Raw genomic sequence first — 15,860 nt, 5'->3', positions numbered from 1 at the left:
CCGGAAACTGGACACATCATGGAATTCCTCGATCTCGGACCTTTTTCCCGTGCGTCCGGCACGATTCGTCTGCCCGGCTCGAAGAGCATCTCGAACCGCGTGCTGCTGCTCGCCGCGCTCGCCGAAGGCGAGACGACGATCACGAACCTGCTCGATTCCGATGACACCCGCGTGATGCTCGCCGCGCTCGAAAAGCTTGGCGTACGTCTGAAGCGCGACGGTGACACCTGCGTCGTGACCGGCACGCGCGGCGCGTTCACCGCGCGAACGGCCGACCTGTTCCTCGGCAACGCGGGTACGGCGGTGCGTCCGCTGACCGCGGCCCTCTCCGTGAACGGCGGCGACTACCGGATCCACGGCGTGCCGCGCATGCACGAGCGGCCGATCGGCGATCTCGTCGACGGCCTGCGCCAGATCGGCGCGAAGATCGACTACGAACAGAACGAAGGCTATCCGCCGCTACGCATCCGTCCCGCCCAGATCACGGCCGACGCGCTGATCCGCGTGCGCGGCGACGTGTCGAGCCAGTTTCTGACCTCGCTGCTGATGACGCTGCCGCTCTTGCGCACCGCGAGCGGCGTCACCACCGTGCAGGTCGACGGCGAGCTGATCTCGAAGCCCTACATCGAGATCACGATCAAGCTGATGGCGCGCTTCGGCATCGACGTCGAGCGTCACGGCTGGCACCAGTTCGTGGTGCCGGCCGGGCAGCGTTATCAGTCGCCAGGCACGATCATGGTGGAAGGGGATGCGTCGTCGGCGTCGTATTTCCTCGCCGCGGGAGCGCTCGGCGGCGGCCCGCTGAGAGTGGAAGGGGTGGGCCGCGCGAGCATCCAGGGCGACGTCGGCTTTGCCGATGCGCTGATCAAGATGGGCGCGAACCTGCAGATGGGCGAGGACTGGATCGAAGTGCGCGGCGTCGGCAACGACCATGGCAAGCTCGATCCGATCGACATGGACTTCAACCTGATCCCCGACGCGGCGATGACGATCGCGGTCGCCGCGCTGTTCGCGGACGGCACGACCACGCTGCGCAACATCGCAAGCTGGCGCGTCAAGGAAACCGACCGCATCGCCGCGATGGCGACCGAGTTGCGCAAGGTCGGCGCGAAGGCGCAGGAGGGCGAGGATTTCCTCGTCGTCACGCCGCCCGAAAAGCTCATCCCGAATGCCGCGATCGACACCTACGACGACCACCGTATGGCGATGTGCTTCTCGCTCGTGAGCTTGGGCGGTGTGCCGATCCGCATCAACGACCCGAGGTGCGTCGGCAAGACGTTCCCCGATTATTTCGAGCGCTTCACGGCGCTCGCGCAACCCTGATGCAATCCAGATTCGCGTGCGAATCGCCCGATGTGCGACATTTTTAGATGAAACCGATCCGTCCCTTTCACCAGACGCCCGTCATTACGATCGACGGCCCCAGCGCCTCCGGCAAAGGCACCGTGGCCGCGATGGTGGCCGCCAATCTCGGCTTTCACCTGCTCGACAGCGGCGCGCTCTACCGGCTCGCGGCACTCGCGAGCCTGCGCTACGGCATCGCGGCGGACGACGTCGACGCACTTGTCAAACTGATCGACGACCTCCATATCACGTTTCGCGAGGGGCTCGCGCAGCTCGACGGCGTCGATGTATCGACCGAAATTCGTGCCGAGGAAGTGGGCAGCCGCGCCTCGGCGATTGCCGTTCACGCGCCGGTGCGAACCGCGCTGGTGGCGCGTCAGCGGGCGTTTCGCAAGGAGCCGGGGCTCGTCGCCGACGGGCGCGACATGGGCACCGTGATCTTTCAGGATGCCGTGCTGAAGGTGTTCATGACGGCGAGCGTCGAAGCCCGCGCGACGCGCCGGCATAAGCAATTGATCCAAAAAGGATTTTCTGCTAATATAGATGACTTGCTCCGGGATTTGCGTGAGCGCGACGAGCGTGACAGTCAGCGCGCGGCCGCGCCGCTCAAGCCCGCGGCGGATGCAAAGCTGCTTGATACCTCCGCATTGTCGGTCGACCAGGCGGTCGAGCAGGTGGTGCAATGGTATGAAGTGCTGGTCCGGCGTGCGTAACTGAAACGGTCATGCGGTCGTGGCCAGACAGCGGCAGTCCTGTTGTTGGTAGGTGCTTCGCGATGGTCGCGAAGCGTTGTTTTTTTAACCCTTTAACCCCGCGTGGCGTTCGCGTATTTGCCGCAGTTGCTGACCAGTCCGGTGAGCCAGGCGTTGCGAAGACCATGCAAACTCTGATTTTTATGTCCGACCTGCAAACCTCTACCCCGAATACCGAATCTTTTGCGGCTCTGTTCGAAGAGTCGCTGACCAAGCAGGACATGCGCGCTGGCGAAGTGATCTCCGCGGAAGTCGTGCGTGTCGACCACAACTTCGTGGTCGTGAACGCTGGTCTGAAGTCCGAAGCCTACATCCCGCTCGAAGAGTTCCTGAACGACGCGGGCGAGGTAGAAGTGCAGGCGGGCGACTTCGTTTCCGTCGCGATCGACGCGCTGGAAAACGGCTATGGCGACACCATCCTGTCGCGTGACAAGGCGAAGCGTCTGGCTTCGTGGCTGTCGCTGGAAAAGGCGCTGGACAACAACGAACTCGTAACCGGCACGATCACGGGCAAGGTCAAGGGCGGTATGACCGTGATGGTCAACGGCATCCGCGCGTTCCTGCCGGGTTCGCTGGTTGATACGCGTCCGGTCAAGGACACCACCCCGTACGAAGGCAAGACGCTCGAATTCCGCGTCATCAAGCTCGACCGCAAGCGTAACAACGTCGTGCTGTCGCGCCGCGCTGTCATCGAGGCAACGCAAGGCGAAGAGCGCGCGAAGCTGCTCGAAACGCTAAAGGAAGGCGCGATCGTCGAAGGCGTGGTCAAGAACATCACCGACTACGGCGCGTTCGTGGACCTCGGCGGTATCGACGGCCTGCTGCACATCACGGACATCGCATGGCGTCGTGTGCGTCACCCGAGCGAAGTTCTGTCGGTTGGCCAGGAAGTCACCGCGAAGATCCTCAAGTTCGACCAGGAAAAGAACCGCGTTTCGCTCGGTATCAAGCAACTGGGCGACGATCCGTGGGAAGGCATCTCGCGTCGTTACCCGTCGGGCACGCGTCTGTTCGGTAAGGTCACCAACATCACCGACTATGGCGCATTCGTCGAAGTGGAATCGGGCATCGAAGGCCTCGTCCACGTGTCGGAAATGGACTGGACCAACAAGAACGTTGCTCCGTCGAAGGTTGTCCAATTGGGCGACGAAGTCGAAGTCATGGTTCTCGAAATCGACGAAGACCGCCGTCGTATCAGCCTCGGCATGAAGCAGTGCAAGCCGAACCCGTGGGACGACTTCAGCCGCAACTTCAAGAAGGGCGACAAGATCAGCGGCGCCATCAAGTCGATCACCGACTTCGGCGTGTTCATCGGTCTGCCGGGCGGCATCGACGGTCTGGTTCACCTGTCGGATCTGTCGTGGAGCGAAACCGGCGAGGAAGCCGTTCGCAAGTACAAGAAGGGCGACGAAGTGGAAGCGATCGTTCTCGGCATCGACGTCGAGAAGGAACGTATTTCGCTGGGTATCAAGCAGCTCGAAGGCGACCCGTTCAGCAACTACGTTGCAATGAACGACAAGGGTTCGGTCGTCGACGGTACGGTCAAGTCGGTGGACGCGAAGGGTGCTGTGGTCCAGCTGTCGGGTGAAGTCGAAGGCTACCTGCGTGCTTCGGAAATCGCCCAGGACCGCGTGGAAGACGCTCGCAACGTGCTGAAGGAAGGCGACAAGGTCAACGCGATGATCATCAACATCGATCGCAAGTCGCGTGGCATCAACCTGTCGATCAAGGCGAAGGATTCGGCTGAGCAGCAGGAAGCCATCCGCGGTCTCGCTGCTTCGGATTCGAGCGCAGCCGCCACCGGCACGACGAACCTCGGCGCGCTGCTGAAGGCCAAGCTCGACGGCCAGAACCAGTAAGCCTGAGAGGTCTGCTGCAGTATGACCAAATCGGAATTGGTCGCCCAGCTGGCTACGCGGTTTCCGCAACTTGTTCTGAAGGATGCGGATTTCGCGGTGAAGACGATGCTCGATGCGATGTCGGAGGCGCTTGCCAAAGGTCATCGCATCGAAATTCGTGGCTTCGGCAGCTTCGGCCTCAACCGCCGTCCCTCCCGCGTCGGACGCAATCCGAAGTCGGGCGAGAAGGTGCTGGTACCTGAGAAGCACGTACCGCACTTCAAGCCGGGCAAGGAATTGCGCGAGCGGGTGGATCGTCGCGCGGGCGAGCCGCTGAAGGCCGAAGAGCCGGATGACGACCTTTAATGACTCCGCTGTGCGTCTTGCAGCGTGGCATAGCTAGCGTCAGCGGCCAAAGCCAGTCGGCAAAATACCAGGAAAAGCGCCTTCGGGCGCTTTTTTTTCGTCCATCGTTTGAGAAGAGGGCGCCTCCCGCTGCGGCCTTTGCATTTCGCGAATCACCCGTAAGTGCGTCATCCCGCCACTTGCTGCCCAGCCCCGAGGTCATCCATTACAATACGGGTCACTTCGGCGCGGGCAACACCGTGGCGCGACGCGTCATCGAGCCGGCGTCACCCCGCAACTGCCGTCAAGAGATCTATTCATGAAATTTATCGTCTGGCTGATCCGTGTGCTGGTGTTCGTGCTGCTGCTGGTGCTGGCGCTCTCCAACACGCAACCCGCTACGCTGAATTTCCTCGCCGGCTACGTCTGGTCGGCGCCTCTGATTCTGATCGGTCTCGCGTTTTTCGTGATCGGCTTGCTCGCGGGGCTCGTGTCGGCGATGCCGGCCGTCGTACGTCTGCGCATGGAGAATGGCCGGCTCAGGCGCGAGTTGCGCGTGGCGCGCGAAACTCCAGCCGTCGTTGAGCAGCCGCCGATGCCGCCGCTGATCTGAACTCCGTTGCGCCGCGCGCTCTGAGCGCGGCTTTTCGTTTTCGCTTTCCCGCACATTTGCATTAATCGCATGGATCTAGACTTCTGGTGGCTGCTGGTCATACCCGTCGCATTCGCGTTCGGCTGGATGGCGGCGCGCTACGACCTCAAGACGCTGCTGTCCGAAAGCGCGAACCTGCCGCGGTCCTATTTTCGCGGCCTGAACTTCCTGCTCAACGAGCAGCCCGACCAGGCGATCGACGCATTCATCGAGGTCGTCAAGCTCGACCCTGAAACGGTCGAATTGCATTTCGCGCTCGGCAATCTATTCCGCCGGCGCGGCGAAACGGATCGAGCGATCCGCGTGCATCAAAATCTGCTGAGCCGCGCGGACCTGCCTGTCAGTGAGCGCGATCACGCGCAGTACGAACTCGGCCAGGACTTCCTGAAAGCGGGTCTGCTCGACCGTGCCGAGGAAACCTTCCGCTCGCTGCAGGCGGGCGATTACGCACTGGGCGCTCAACGCGCGCTGTTGACGATCTACGAGATCGAGAAGGACTGGGTCAAGTCGATCGATACCGCGCGACATCTCGAAACGATGGGCGCACCGTCGCTCGACAAGGAAATCGCGCAGTTCCATTGCGAACTTGCTCAGGAAGCGCTGCAGCAGAAGAAACCGGACGAAGCGCGTCATCAGCTCGGTCTCGCGCTGAAGGCGAACCCGACCAACGTGCGCGCGACGATCCTGTTCGGCGACGTCGACGCGGCCGGCGGCGCGTCCGAAGCGGCGATCGGTCAATGGCGCGGCGTCGAGGAGCAGAACCCCGCGTATCTGCCGCTCGTCGCCGAGAAAATCATGAAGGCGTATGAAGCGCTCGGCCGCGCGCAGGAGGGCGCCGATCTGCTGACCACGTGGGTCGACCGTCATCCGAGCAACGATCTGCTCGACGTCGCGTATCAGCACGTCGCGTCGCTGCGCGGCGCCGATGCCGCGCATGCGCTCGCGCGCACGCAGATGCAGAAGTCGCCGAATCTGGCCGGCATGACGCGTCTGCTCGAAGCGCAGCAGGCCATCGCCGAAGAGCCGCGGCGCAGCGAGCTCGAACTGATGCACACACTGATCCGCCAGCGCACCAAGAATCTGCCACGCTATACGTGCCAGAATTGTGGTTTCCGGGCCCGGCTTTTCTACTGGCAGTGCCCGGGATGCAGCGGTTGGGAAACCTATGCACCGCGCCGCGTCGAGCCGATTGCCGCGTCGAGTTGACGCCGCACGGGCGGCTTTGGCCGCGTCGGCGTTCATTGCGACGCAACCGCTCCGCGAATTTCGCAACGAGTTTATCGCCGGCCTCATGAGCGGCATTCATTACCGGAACCTTCCACCGGAAAGCGTATGAAAATCACCATTATCGGCACCGGCTATGTGGGCCTTGTCACCGGCGCGTGTCTCGCCGAAATCGGCAATGACGTCTTCTGTCTCGACGTCGATCAGCGCAAGATCGACATCCTCAACAAAGGCGGCGTGCCGATTCACGAACCGGGCTTGCAGGAGATGATCGCCCGCACGCGCGCGGCTGGCCGCATCACGTTCTCGACCGATGTCGCCGCGAGCGTCGCGCACGGCGACGTGCAGTTCATCGCGGTCGGCACGCCGCCCGACGAAGACGGCTCCGCCGATCTGCAATATGTGCTCGAGGCCGCGCGCAACATCGGCCGCACGATGAATGGTTTCAAGGTGATCGTCGACAAATCGACGGTGCCGGTCGGCACCGCGCAGCGCGTGCGCGCGGTGATCAATGAAGAGCTCGCGAAACGCGGGCTCGCCGGCAGCGCGCAGCATCGCTTCTCGGTCGTGTCGAATCCCGAGTTCCTGAAGGAAGGTGCGGCCGTCGACGACTTCATGCGCCCCGACCGTATCGTGATCGGTATCGACGAAGACGAACCGGGCGTGCGGGCGCGCGAAATGATGAAGCGTCTGTACGCGCCGTTCAACCGCAATCACGAACGCACGCTGTACATGGACGTTCGCTCGGCCGAGTTCACCAAGTACGCGGCCAACGCGATGCTCGCGACGCGCATCTCGTTCATGAACGAGATGTCGAATCTCGCGGACAAAGTCGGCGCCGACATCGAAGCGGTGCGCCGCGGCATCGGTTCCGATCCGCGCATCGGCTATCACTTCCTGTATGCGGGCTGCGGCTATGGCGGCTCGTGCTTCCCGAAGGACGTGCAGGCGTTGATTCGCACCGCGAGCGAGAGCGGCCATAACCTGCGGATTCTCGAGGCGGTCGAGGAAGTGAACTACCAGCAGAAGGACGTGCTCGTGAACAAGATCACCGCGAAGCTCGGCGAGGATTTGAGCGGCCGCGCGTTCGCGGTGTGGGGTCTCGCGTTCAAGCCGAATACCGACGACATGCGCGAGGCGCCGAGCCGTCGCGTGATCAGCGAGTTGCTTGCGCGCGGCGCGAACGTGCGTGCGTACGATCCGGTCGCCGTGACCGAGGCGCGTCGCGTATTCGCGATGGATCTGCACGCTGCGCCGGAGCAGCTGGCGCGTCTCACGTTCACGAGCACTCAGGACGAAACGCTGATCGGCGCCGACGCGCTCGTGATCGTGACCGAATGGAAGGAATTCAAGAGTCCTGATTTCGTGCATCTGAAATCGGTGCTGAAGACACCGCTGATTTTCGACGGCCGCAATCTGTACGAACCGGACGCGATGACCGAGCTCGGTATCGACTACCACGCCATTGGACGCCCCTATGCCCAACCCTCTGAACTTCCGGTCGATGCCTGAGGCCATGCCCGCGGCGCCCGCGTCCACGACGGCGCAGAAGCTCACGGTCGTGCCGCGCGCGCAGCTCAACGCGGCGCGCGTGCTGGTGGTCGGCGACGTGATGCTCGACCGATACTGGTTCGGCGACGTCAACCGCATTTCTCCGGAGGCGCCCGTGCCGGTCGTGCACGTGCAGCGCCAGGAAGATCGGCTGGGCGGCGCGGCGAACGTCGCGCGCAACGCGGTCGCGCTCAGCGCGCAGGCGGGTCTTTTGTGCGTGGTCGGTCATGACGAGCCCGGCGAGCGCATCGTGCAGCTGCTCGGCGAGAGCGGCGTCACGCCGCATCTGGAACGCGATCCGGCCTTGCTGACGACGATCAAGCTGCGCGTGCTGTCGCGTCAGCAACAGTTGCTGCGCGTCGATTTCGAAAACTCGCCGGCACACGAGGTGCTGCTCGCGGGCCTCGCGCGTTTCGACGAGCTGCTGCCATCGTACGACGTGATCCTGATGTCCGACTACGCGAAGGGCGGCCTCACGCACGTCACGCAAATGATCGCGAAGGCGCACGCGGCTGGCAAACCGGTGTTGGTCGATCCGAAGGGCGACGACTGGGAGCGCTATCGCGGCGCGACGCTGATCACGCCGAATCGCGCGGAATTGCGCGAGGTCGTCGGACAGTGGAAGTCCGAGGAAGATCTGATCGCGCGCGTCACGAAGCTGCGCGCCGAGCTCCAGTTCAAGGCGCTGCTGCTGACGCGCTCGGAGGCGGGCATGACGCTGTTCTCCGACGATGGCATCCTGCACGCGTCGGCCGTTGCGCGCGAAGTGTATGATGTGTCGGGCGCGGGCGACACCGTGATCGCGACACTCGCCGCGATGCTCGGCGCGGGTCTTTCGCTCGTCGACGCGGTCGGACTCGCGAATCGCGCGGCCGGCATCGTGGTCGGCAAACTGGGCACCGCCACCGTCGACTACGACGAACTCTTTTCCTGATGCAGCCCGCGGGGCGCCGTCGTCCGACGGACCAGCGGGCCCCGCGCGGCGTTGACTGAACGAAGCTCACTACCGCAGGATCACCATGACCGTCATCGTCACCGGCGCGGCCGGTTTTATCGGCAGCAATCTCGTGAAGGCGCTCAACGAGCGCGGCGAACAGCGCATCATCGCCGTCGATAACCTCACGCGCGCGGACAAGTTCAGGAATCTGGTCGACTGCGAAATCGACGACTATCTCGACAAAACCGAATTCGTCGAGCGCTTCAGGCGCGGCGACTTCGGCAAGGTGCGCGCGATATTCCACGAAGGCGCCTGCTCGGACACGATGGAAACCGACGGCCGCTACATGATGGACAACAACTACCGCTATAGCCGCGACGTGCTGGACATCTGCCTCGCGCAGAACGTCCAGTTCCTGTACGCGTCGTCGGCGGCGACATATGGAGGCTCGAGCCGCTTCGTCGAGGAGCGCGAGGTCGAGCAGCCGCTGAACGTGTACGGCTATTCGAAGTTCCTGTTCGATCAGGTGATTCGCCGCGTGCTGGCCACCGCGAAGAGCCAGATCGTGGGCTTCCGTTATTTCAACGTCTACGGTCCGCGCGAAACGCACAAGGCGCGCATGGCGTCGGTCGCGTTTCACAACTTCAACCAGTTCCGCGCCGAGGGCAAGGTCAAGCTGTTCGGCGAGTACAACGGCTATGCGGCCGGCGAGCAGACGCGCGATTTCATCTCGGTCGAAGACGTCGTCAAGGTCAACCTGTTTTTCTTCGATCATCCGGAGAAGTCAGGCATTTTCAATCTCGGCACCGCGCCGCGCGCAGCCGTTCAACGATATCGCGAGCACTGTGGTCAACACGCTGCGCGCGCTGAACAACGAGCCGGCGCTGTCGCTTGCGGATCAGGTGCAACGCGGGCTGATCGAATACATTCCGTTCCCCGACGCGCTGCGCGGCAAGTATCAGTGCTTCACGCAGGCCGATCAGTCGAAACTGCGCACGGCCGGCTACGATGCGCCGTTTCTGAGCGTGCAGGAAGGTGTCGATCGTTACGTGCGTTGGCTGTTCGGCCAGGTGTGATTCGTACGTCATCCTCTTTAAACTGGAATCTCCTGGCCGGTGATGGTCGCCGGCCAGTGGCAACAGGGAGATTCCAATATGTTTCGAAAAGTACTGGTTACCGCGGCGATGCTCGCCGCTTTCGGCCACGCGTATGCGGCGGTCGACGTCAACACGGCTAACGAAGACGCGCTGCGCGGCATCAAGGGCATCGGTCCGGCAAAAGCCAAAGCGATTGTCGAGGAACGTAATGCGCACGGCCCGTTCAAGGACGCGGCGGATCTCGGCAAGCGCGTCAAGGGCATGGGCGCGCACACCATCGAGCGCCTGCAGGCGGAGGGTCTCGCTGTCGGACCGGCTGGCGCGGCTGCTAGCACGCAGGTTGCGGCAGCTGCGGCGGGCAAGGAGCCGGCCGCTACGGCCGCGTCCGCCGCCACGCAGAAGGGCGCCGCCGCAGTGGCGGTGAAGAAGTAAACGGCCGCGAGCCTTGCGCGTGCCATGCTGACGAGCGGCTTGCGGCGCGCAGGGTTCGCGAACGTTCCATTGCATCGATTGGTACACACGTATTCCCGCGGCTCGCAGCCGCGGGCTTTTTGCGTCGCAACCGCCATGCATCCATGCGGACAGAAGGGCTGCAGGGCAGCGCCGGAGATCGTGGTTTAGAATCGATGGATTGAAGACACTATTTCGCGCATCGATTGCTAGACCCCATATGGCATACAAAACGATTGAAGACACGGTCGGCAATACGCCGCTCGTACAACTCGTCCGGCTTCCCGACGACGAGATCCGTAGCCGCAACAATGTGATCCTCGCGAAGCTCGAGGGCAACAATCCTGCGGGGTCGGTGAAAGACCGGCCAGCGTTGTCGATGATCAAGAAGGCAGAAGCGCGCGGACGCATCAAGCCGGGCGACACGCTGATCGAATCGACGAGCGGCAACACCGGCATCGCGCTCGCGATGGCCGCCGCGGTCCGCGGCTACAAGATGGTGCTGATCATGCCGGAAGATCTGTCGGTCGAGCGCCGTCAGAGCATGGCCGCCTACGGCGCGGAAATCATTCTGACGCCGGTCAAAGGCGGCATGGAATACGCCCGCGATCTCGCCGAGCAGATGCAGCGCGAGGGGAAGGGCATCATCCTCGATCAGTTCGCGAACCCGGACAATCCGGCCTCGCACATCGAAGGCACGGGCCCGGAAATCTGGCGCGACACGGAAGGGCGCATCACGCACTTCGTGTCGTCGATGGGCACGACCGGCACGATCATGGGCGTGTCGACGTATCTGAAAACGCAGAACCAGCAGATCGAAATCATCGGCGCGCAGCCGGAAGAGGGCTCGCGTATTCCGGGTATTCGCAAGTGGCCGGAAGCGTATCTGCCGAAAATCTTCGACCGCAGCCGCGTCGACCGCGTGGAGAACGTCAGTCAATCCGCGGCCGAGGCGATGGCGCGCCGCCTTGCGTCGGTCGAAGGCATCTTCGCGGGCATTTCGTCGGGTGGCGCGTGCGAAGTCGCGCTGCGCATCGCGCGTCAGGTCGAGAACGCGACGATCGTGTTCATCGTCTGCGATCGCGGCGACCGTTATCTGTCCACGGGGGTATTTCCCGCGTAAGCGGGTCGCCGGCGCCTTCGCGGGTGCACGAACCAATAAAAATGCGCCGGTCGAGCCGGCGCTTTTTTACGTGCTTCAACGCGAGGCGCGCACGGCGACTCGCGGCGCGACTCACTGCGAATCTGAGTTCGACTGATCCGCCTGGCCTTGCGACGCGCCGCCGTTGTTGGCCGCTTTCGCGGCATTCGCCGCATCGAACGCCTCCATCTGCGCCTTGACCTTCTGACCGAGCTGGTACACCGCGAGCGCATAGAAGAAGCTGCGGTTGTAGCGCGTGAGCACGTAGAAATTCTTCAGGCCGAGCACGAACTCGGTGCCGCGTCCCGGCGTCGTCAGATCGACCACCGTGACCGGCGTGCCCGCTTCGGAAGCAATGTCGACGTTCGGCTCGTTCAGCACGAGGCCGGCACGCAGCAACTGGTCGAGCGGCCAGTGCGGCTCCGGCTGCCCATTGGCCGCGGCCTGCGCGACACCGAGGCTGCCCGCGTCCGAGCCGATTCGCCATACCACCGGCCGCCCGCTTTCCCAGCCGTTCTGGCGCAGATAATTCGCGACGCTGCCGATCGCATCCGCATCGCTCGTGCGCAGATCGATGCGCTTGTTGCCTTCGTAGTCGACCGCGTATTGGACGATGCTGCTCGGCAGGAACTGCGGAATGCCGATCGCGCCGGTGTACGAGCCGAGCACCGTGTTCGGGTCGATCTGCGCGTCGCGCGTCCACACCAGGTAGTCTTCGAGATTCTTGCGGAAGGTCGCCTGGCGGTCCGCGCGATTCGCGGTGTTCGGATAATCGAAGCTCAGCGTGGTCAGCGCATCGAGCACGCGGAAATTACCCATGTAGCGACCGTAGATCGTCTCGACGCCGATGATGCCGACGATCATCTCCGGCGGCACGCCGAACTCCTGATACGCGCGCTGCAGCGTGGCCCGGTTCTCGCGCCAGAACTGCACGCCGGCATTGACGCGCACCGGGTCGAGGAAGCGCGCCTGATACGAGCGCCAGTTCTTGACCGACGGCGTCGGTGACGGGGTGACCAGCTTCACTGCGGTCGCCGAGTAGCTGACGCCGGTGAACAGCGCGTGCAGCGACGCTTCGTCGAAATCGTAGCGCGCGACCATCTCGTTGATGAACGCATCGACGTTCGCGTTGTTCGCATAGCGCTGCGGAATGATCTCTTCCTCGAACGTCTGTCCTTGCGGTACGGGCTGCTGCGGCTGGCTCTGCGCGAGTTGCACCGGTGCTTTCCTCGTGGCGCTTTGCGCGCTCGCGGGACTTGCTGCGATGAACATGCACGATGCGACGATCAGTGAGGCGGCGTGGGTGCCGAGGCGAAGCCGGTTGCGTGGGGATCCTGCGGACAGAGCAAGCTTGACGGTCATGGTGAGCAGTGAGCGCGATGCGTGAAAGGCTGGAAGCAGTCGGAAAGCGGCAGGAACGAAACGGCGAATAACGGGTCGGGGAAGTATACCCGACGGCTCCCGCAAAACCGTGCTGAATCGGCGACAGCGGCGTCGTGTGGTAATTTGACGAATGGAGGCGCGCGGGGGCGCGCGCCGCTCGACGGAGACACGCCGCGCGCGCAGTTCATGCGCCGCGCCGCAGAAGAGACGCACAACACGAACTATGGCAACAGGCTTCTATTCCCACCCCGACTGTCTGCTGCACGACATGGGGCAGTGGCACCCGGAGTGTCCCGCGCGCCTGCAGGCGATCGAGGATCAACTGATCGCAAGCCGCATCGACGCGCTGATCGAGCGCGAATCGCCGCCGCTCGTCGACGAGGCCGCGCTGCTGCGAGTGCACACGCAGGCGCACGTCGACTACATCCGCGGTCGCTCGCCCGTCGAGGGCGTGGCCGAGATCGATCCCGACACGACGATGAATCCGCACACGTGGCAGGCCGCGTTGCGCGCCGCGGGCGCGGCGGTCGCCGCCACCGACGCGGTGATCGAAGGCCGCTACGACAACGCGTTCTGCAGCGTGCGGCCGCCGGGCCATCACGCGGAGCCGGCGCGTGCGATGGGCTTCTGCTTTTTCAACAACATCGCGATCGCCGCGCGCCACGCGCTCGACGTGCATGGTCTCGCGCGCGTCGCCATCATCGACTTCGACGTGCATCACGGCAACGGCACCGAGGCCGCGTTCTCGGGCGACCCGCGCGTGCTGATGTGCAGCATCTTCCAGCACCCGTTCTATCCGTTCACGGGCGCCGACAACCAGGCGTCCAACATGTGCAACGTGCCGATGCCGGCGCGTTCGAACGGCATGGCCGTGCGCGAAGCGGTCGATATGCTGTGGTTGCCGCGCCTGCACGAATTCAGGCCGGAGATGCTGTTCATCTCGGCCGGCTTCGACGCGCATCGCGAGGACGACCTCGGCAACATGGGCCTCGTCGAAGACGATTACGCGTGGATCACCGACCAGATGCGCGAGATCGCGCGGCGTTATGCGCGTGGGCGCATCGTCAGTTGTCTCGAGGGCGGCTACAACCTGTCGGCGCTCGGACGCAGCGTGGTCGCGCACGTGCGGTCGCTGGCGGAGATCTGAGGTTGCCCGCCTGCACGCGGCGACAGCGGCTCGAAAGCCAGCGAGCGAAAATCGACATTCACGCACCGAGGAGCGAGCCATGAACGCCAGTCCCGCCAGCACCGGCGACGCGTCGCTGGTCACGATCGAACACGACGCATATCGCGTAGCGGGCGTCGTGCGCGTGACGATGAACCGGCCCGATGCGTTCAACGCGCTGTCCGAAGCGTTGCTCGACGGACTGCAGCAGACGCTGACCGGGATCGCGAAGACCGATGCCCGCGTGGTCGTGATCACCGGCGCTGGCCGCGCGTTCTGCGCGGGGCACGACCTCAAGGAAATGCGCGCGGCGCCATCGCTTGCTTACTACCAGCAGCTGTTCGCGCGCTGCACGAAGCTGATGCTGACGATCCAGCGCATGCCGCAGCCGGTGATCGCGCGCGTGCATGGCATCGCGACCGCCGCCGGCTGCCAGCTGGTCGCAATGTGCGATCTCGCGGTCGCCGCCGATACCGCGCGCTTCGCCGTATCGGGCGTGAACCTCGGATTATTCTGCGCGACACCGTCGGTGCCGCTGTCGCGCAACCTGTCGCGCAAGGCCGCGCTCGAAATGCTGCTGACCGGCGATTTCATCGATGCCGCCGAAGCGCGCAAGCAGGGGCTCGTGAACCGCGTCGCCCCAGCCGATGCGCTCGACGACGAAGTCGCGCGGCTCGCCGCGAGCATCTGCGCGAAGCCGGTCGAAGCTGTCAGCGCGGGCAAGGGCCTGTTCTACCGGCAGCTCGAAATGGGTATCGAAGCCGCGTACCAGCTCGCGGGGCAGACGATGGCCTGCAACATGATGGACGACTCGGCGCTCGAAGGCGTGCAGGCTTTCATCGACAAACGCGCGCCGGAGTGGAAGCGGTAGTCGACGGCCAGCAAGCGCCGCGTCTCGTCAACTCGGTCCCACCGCCCGCCTTTCGATCCACTCGACCAACGCCTCGATCACCCGATCGCGATCGAGGTCGTTCATCGTCTCGTGGTAGCTACCCTCGTGCAGCGTGAGCGTCTTGTCCGGCGAGCCCGCGTGCTCGCCGAACGCGCGGCTGCCGTCGGGCTCGGTCAGTTTGTCGTCGGTGCCATGAAACACGAGCAGCGGCATGCGCAGCCTCGCGCGTCCGCGTTCGATGCGCGCCATCGCGAGCAGCAGTTCGGCGCCCGTGCGCGCCGGAATCGCGTCGTGATGCACGAGCGGATCGTTGAGGTTGGCTTTGACCACCGGCTGAAGGCGCGAGAGTAGCGCAGGGTCGATCTTCATCGCCGGGAAGCTTGGGTAGACGCGGCTGATCACCTGGCTTAGCGCGAGCATCCACTTCGGCACGTCGCGGCCCGGCGCGAGCGCGGGGCTCGACAGGATCAGGCCGGCAAGGCGCCGCCCGCTCGCGTCGAGGCGCTCTATCGCATACAGCGCCGCCACCGCGCCACCCATGCTGTGACCCATCAGGAATAACGGCGCACAGCTTTGCGCGGCGGCGTCGAGCAGCGCCTGCGCATCGAGCAGGTAGTCGTCGAAGCGTCTCACATAGGCGCGCTTGCCGGGCGCGTGGCCGTGGCCGCGCAGATCGATTGCGACGAGTTCGATGCCCGCCGCGTTGAGCCGGCCCGCTACGGCGGCGTAACGGCCGGCGTGCTCGGCGAGGCCGTGCAGCAGCGCGACCGTCGCGCGTATGGGCCCGTTCGGCCGCCAGCGATACAGCGGCAACTCGATGCCATCGCCGGTCGTCACCGACCCGCGCTGCGGCGCATCTTTATTGAGACTGCCGGCGCTCGCGCGCACGGTGTGGCTCGGAGAAGTCTGCATGGCGGCGGCCTGTGCTGAAGGAGGGTGGCCCGATCATAGTCGTAGCGGCGCGAAGCGCGTGAGCTTCGTGCATAAGGCGCGGCTCTAATGTCCTCAGGTTATGAAAAGATCGAAATTGATTATTAAAAGGCATGTCGTCGCTGCGGTAGAATGACGACCTCAAATCCCAATAAAAGA

At 64.0% G+C, this 15,860-nt stretch carries 14 protein-coding genes and 1 pseudogene; 13 read left to right on the top strand and 2 right to left on the bottom strand.

The genetic code is table 11. The features are described 5' to 3' along the window. The first annotated feature begins 18 nt into the window (after nucleotides 1-18). The 11 genes and pseudogenes from aroA (at nucleotide 19) to cysM (ending at nucleotide 11,313) form a co-directional block, all read left to right on the top strand. Nucleotides 19-1,323, top strand: coding sequence for a 3-phosphoshikimate 1-carboxyvinyltransferase (aroA, locus tag OKW28_RS30700; RefSeq protein ID WP_429451159.1), 1,305 nt, complete (start codon nucleotides 19-21; stop codon nucleotides 1,321-1,323). Between the two features lie 47 nt (nucleotides 1,324-1,370). Further along, nucleotides 1,371-2,057 carry a (d)CMP kinase gene (gene cmk, locus OKW28_RS30695; RefSeq protein WP_429451157.1) on the top strand — a complete coding sequence of 229 codons (687 nt, stop codon included), beginning with the start codon at nucleotides 1,371-1,373 and terminating at the stop codon, nucleotides 2,055-2,057. 164 nt (nucleotides 2,058-2,221) lie between these two features. Continuing rightward, nucleotides 2,222-3,955 (top strand): 30S ribosomal protein S1, encoded by a 1,734-nt coding sequence (gene rpsA / locus OKW28_RS30690; RefSeq protein ID WP_008921410.1) that lies wholly within the window; start codon nucleotides 2,222-2,224, stop codon nucleotides 3,953-3,955. Nucleotides 3,956-3,976: 21 nt separating this feature from the next. Next, nucleotides 3,977-4,300, top strand: a complete 324-nt coding sequence (locus tag OKW28_RS30685; RefSeq protein WP_073427169.1) for an integration host factor subunit beta — start codon at nucleotides 3,977-3,979, stop codon at nucleotides 4,298-4,300. Between the two features lie 298 nt (nucleotides 4,301-4,598). Continuing rightward, nucleotides 4,599-4,892: a LapA family protein gene (locus OKW28_RS30680; RefSeq protein WP_013090140.1), complete on the top strand. Its 294-nt coding sequence runs from the start codon at nucleotides 4,599-4,601 to the stop codon at nucleotides 4,890-4,892. 69 nt (nucleotides 4,893-4,961) lie between these two features. Beyond that, on the top strand, nucleotides 4,962-6,137 hold the full coding sequence (gene lapB / locus OKW28_RS30675; RefSeq protein WP_429451156.1) for a lipopolysaccharide assembly protein LapB: 1,176 nt from the start codon (nucleotides 4,962-4,964) through the stop codon (nucleotides 6,135-6,137). A gap of 126 nt (nucleotides 6,138-6,263) precedes the next feature. Continuing rightward, nucleotides 6,264-7,667 carry a UDP-glucose dehydrogenase family protein gene (locus OKW28_RS30670; protein WP_429451154.1) on the top strand — a complete coding sequence of 468 codons (1,404 nt, stop codon included), beginning with the start codon at nucleotides 6,264-6,266 and terminating at the stop codon, nucleotides 7,665-7,667. After that, nucleotides 7,633-8,640 (top strand): D-glycero-beta-D-manno-heptose-7-phosphate kinase, encoded by a 1,008-nt coding sequence (gene rfaE1 / locus OKW28_RS30665; protein WP_429451152.1) that lies wholly within the window; start codon nucleotides 7,633-7,635, stop codon nucleotides 8,638-8,640. The genes OKW28_RS30670 and rfaE1 overlap by 35 nt, the downstream gene beginning before the upstream one ends. 85 nt (nucleotides 8,641-8,725) lie before the next feature. Next, nucleotides 8,726-9,719: pseudogene (gene rfaD, locus OKW28_RS30660) on the top strand (ADP-glyceromanno-heptose 6-epimerase). A 78-nt stretch (nucleotides 9,720-9,797) separates the two neighbouring features. Then, nucleotides 9,798-10,172: a ComEA family DNA-binding protein gene (locus OKW28_RS30655; protein ID WP_026225969.1), complete on the top strand. Its 375-nt coding sequence runs from the start codon at nucleotides 9,798-9,800 to the stop codon at nucleotides 10,170-10,172. 238 nt (nucleotides 10,173-10,410) lie between these two features. Next, entirely contained in the window at nucleotides 10,411-11,313 is a 903-nt protein-coding gene (gene cysM / locus OKW28_RS30650; RefSeq protein WP_013090134.1) for a cysteine synthase CysM, read from the top strand. A gap of 111 nt (nucleotides 11,314-11,424) precedes the next feature. On the opposite strand, the gene mltB is transcribed toward cysM, so the two are convergent. Next, nucleotides 11,425-12,603 carry a lytic murein transglycosylase B gene (gene mltB, locus OKW28_RS30645; RefSeq protein ID WP_429451150.1) on the bottom strand — a complete coding sequence of 393 codons (1,179 nt, stop codon included), beginning with the start codon at nucleotides 12,601-12,603 and terminating at the stop codon, nucleotides 11,425-11,427. Nucleotides 12,604-12,937: 334 nt separating this feature from the next. Between mltB and OKW28_RS30640 the strand changes: the two genes are divergently transcribed. Continuing rightward, nucleotides 12,938-13,861, top strand: a complete 924-nt coding sequence (locus tag OKW28_RS30640; RefSeq protein WP_090801305.1) for a histone deacetylase family protein — start codon at nucleotides 12,938-12,940, stop codon at nucleotides 13,859-13,861. Between the two features lie 79 nt (nucleotides 13,862-13,940). Further along, complete coding sequence (locus OKW28_RS30635; RefSeq protein ID WP_429451148.1) at nucleotides 13,941-14,750, top strand: enoyl-CoA hydratase; 810 nt, start codon at nucleotides 13,941-13,943, stop codon at nucleotides 14,748-14,750. A gap of 27 nt (nucleotides 14,751-14,777) precedes the next feature. Here OKW28_RS30635 and OKW28_RS30630 read toward each other — a convergent pair whose 3' ends face one another. Continuing rightward, on the bottom strand, nucleotides 14,778-15,683 hold the full coding sequence (locus tag OKW28_RS30630) for a lysophospholipase (RefSeq protein ID WP_429451146.1): 906 nt from the start codon (nucleotides 15,681-15,683) through the stop codon (nucleotides 14,778-14,780). Nucleotides 15,684-15,860 lie beyond the last annotated feature (177 nt).

The sequence above is a fragment of the Paraburkholderia sp. 40 genome (assembly GCF_050434105.1).
GTDB lineage: Bacteria > Pseudomonadota > Gammaproteobacteria > Burkholderiales > Burkholderiaceae > Paraburkholderia > Paraburkholderia tuberum.
The sequence above is the reverse complement of the archived record's forward strand: the minus strand, read 5'-3'. Positions and strand labels throughout refer to the sequence as shown.

Bases quoted from the DNA above. Each gene is read 5' to 3' on its own strand.
- aroA (WP_429451159.1), top strand. From the start codon at position 19: ATGGAATTCCTCGATCTCGGACCTTTTTCCCGTGCGTCCGGCACGATT.
- cmk (WP_429451157.1), top strand. From the start codon at position 1,371: ATGAAACCGATCCGTCCCTTTCACCAGACGCCCGTCATTACGATCGAC.
- rpsA (WP_008921410.1), top strand. From the start codon at position 2,222: ATGCAAACTCTGATTTTTATGTCCGACCTGCAAACCTCTACCCCGAAT.
- OKW28_RS30685 (WP_073427169.1), top strand. From the start codon at position 3,977: ATGACCAAATCGGAATTGGTCGCCCAGCTGGCTACGCGGTTTCCGCAA.
- OKW28_RS30680 (WP_013090140.1), top strand. From the start codon at position 4,599: ATGAAATTTATCGTCTGGCTGATCCGTGTGCTGGTGTTCGTGCTGCTG.
- lapB (WP_429451156.1), top strand. From the start codon at position 4,962: ATGGATCTAGACTTCTGGTGGCTGCTGGTCATACCCGTCGCATTCGCG.
- OKW28_RS30670 (WP_429451154.1), top strand. From the start codon at position 6,264: ATGAAAATCACCATTATCGGCACCGGCTATGTGGGCCTTGTCACCGGC.
- rfaE1 (WP_429451152.1), top strand. From the start codon at position 7,633: ATGCCCAACCCTCTGAACTTCCGGTCGATGCCTGAGGCCATGCCCGCG.
- OKW28_RS30655 (WP_026225969.1), top strand. From the start codon at position 9,798: ATGTTTCGAAAAGTACTGGTTACCGCGGCGATGCTCGCCGCTTTCGGC.
- cysM (WP_013090134.1), top strand. From the start codon at position 10,411: ATGGCATACAAAACGATTGAAGACACGGTCGGCAATACGCCGCTCGTA.
- mltB (WP_429451150.1), bottom strand. From the start codon at position 12,603: ATGTTCATCGCAGCAAGTCCCGCGAGCGCGCAAAGCGCCACGAGGAAA.
- OKW28_RS30640 (WP_090801305.1), top strand. From the start codon at position 12,938: ATGGCAACAGGCTTCTATTCCCACCCCGACTGTCTGCTGCACGACATG.
- OKW28_RS30635 (WP_429451148.1), top strand. From the start codon at position 13,941: ATGAACGCCAGTCCCGCCAGCACCGGCGACGCGTCGCTGGTCACGATC.
- OKW28_RS30630 (WP_429451146.1), bottom strand. From the start codon at position 15,683: ATGCAGACTTCTCCGAGCCACACCGTGCGCGCGAGCGCCGGCAGTCTC.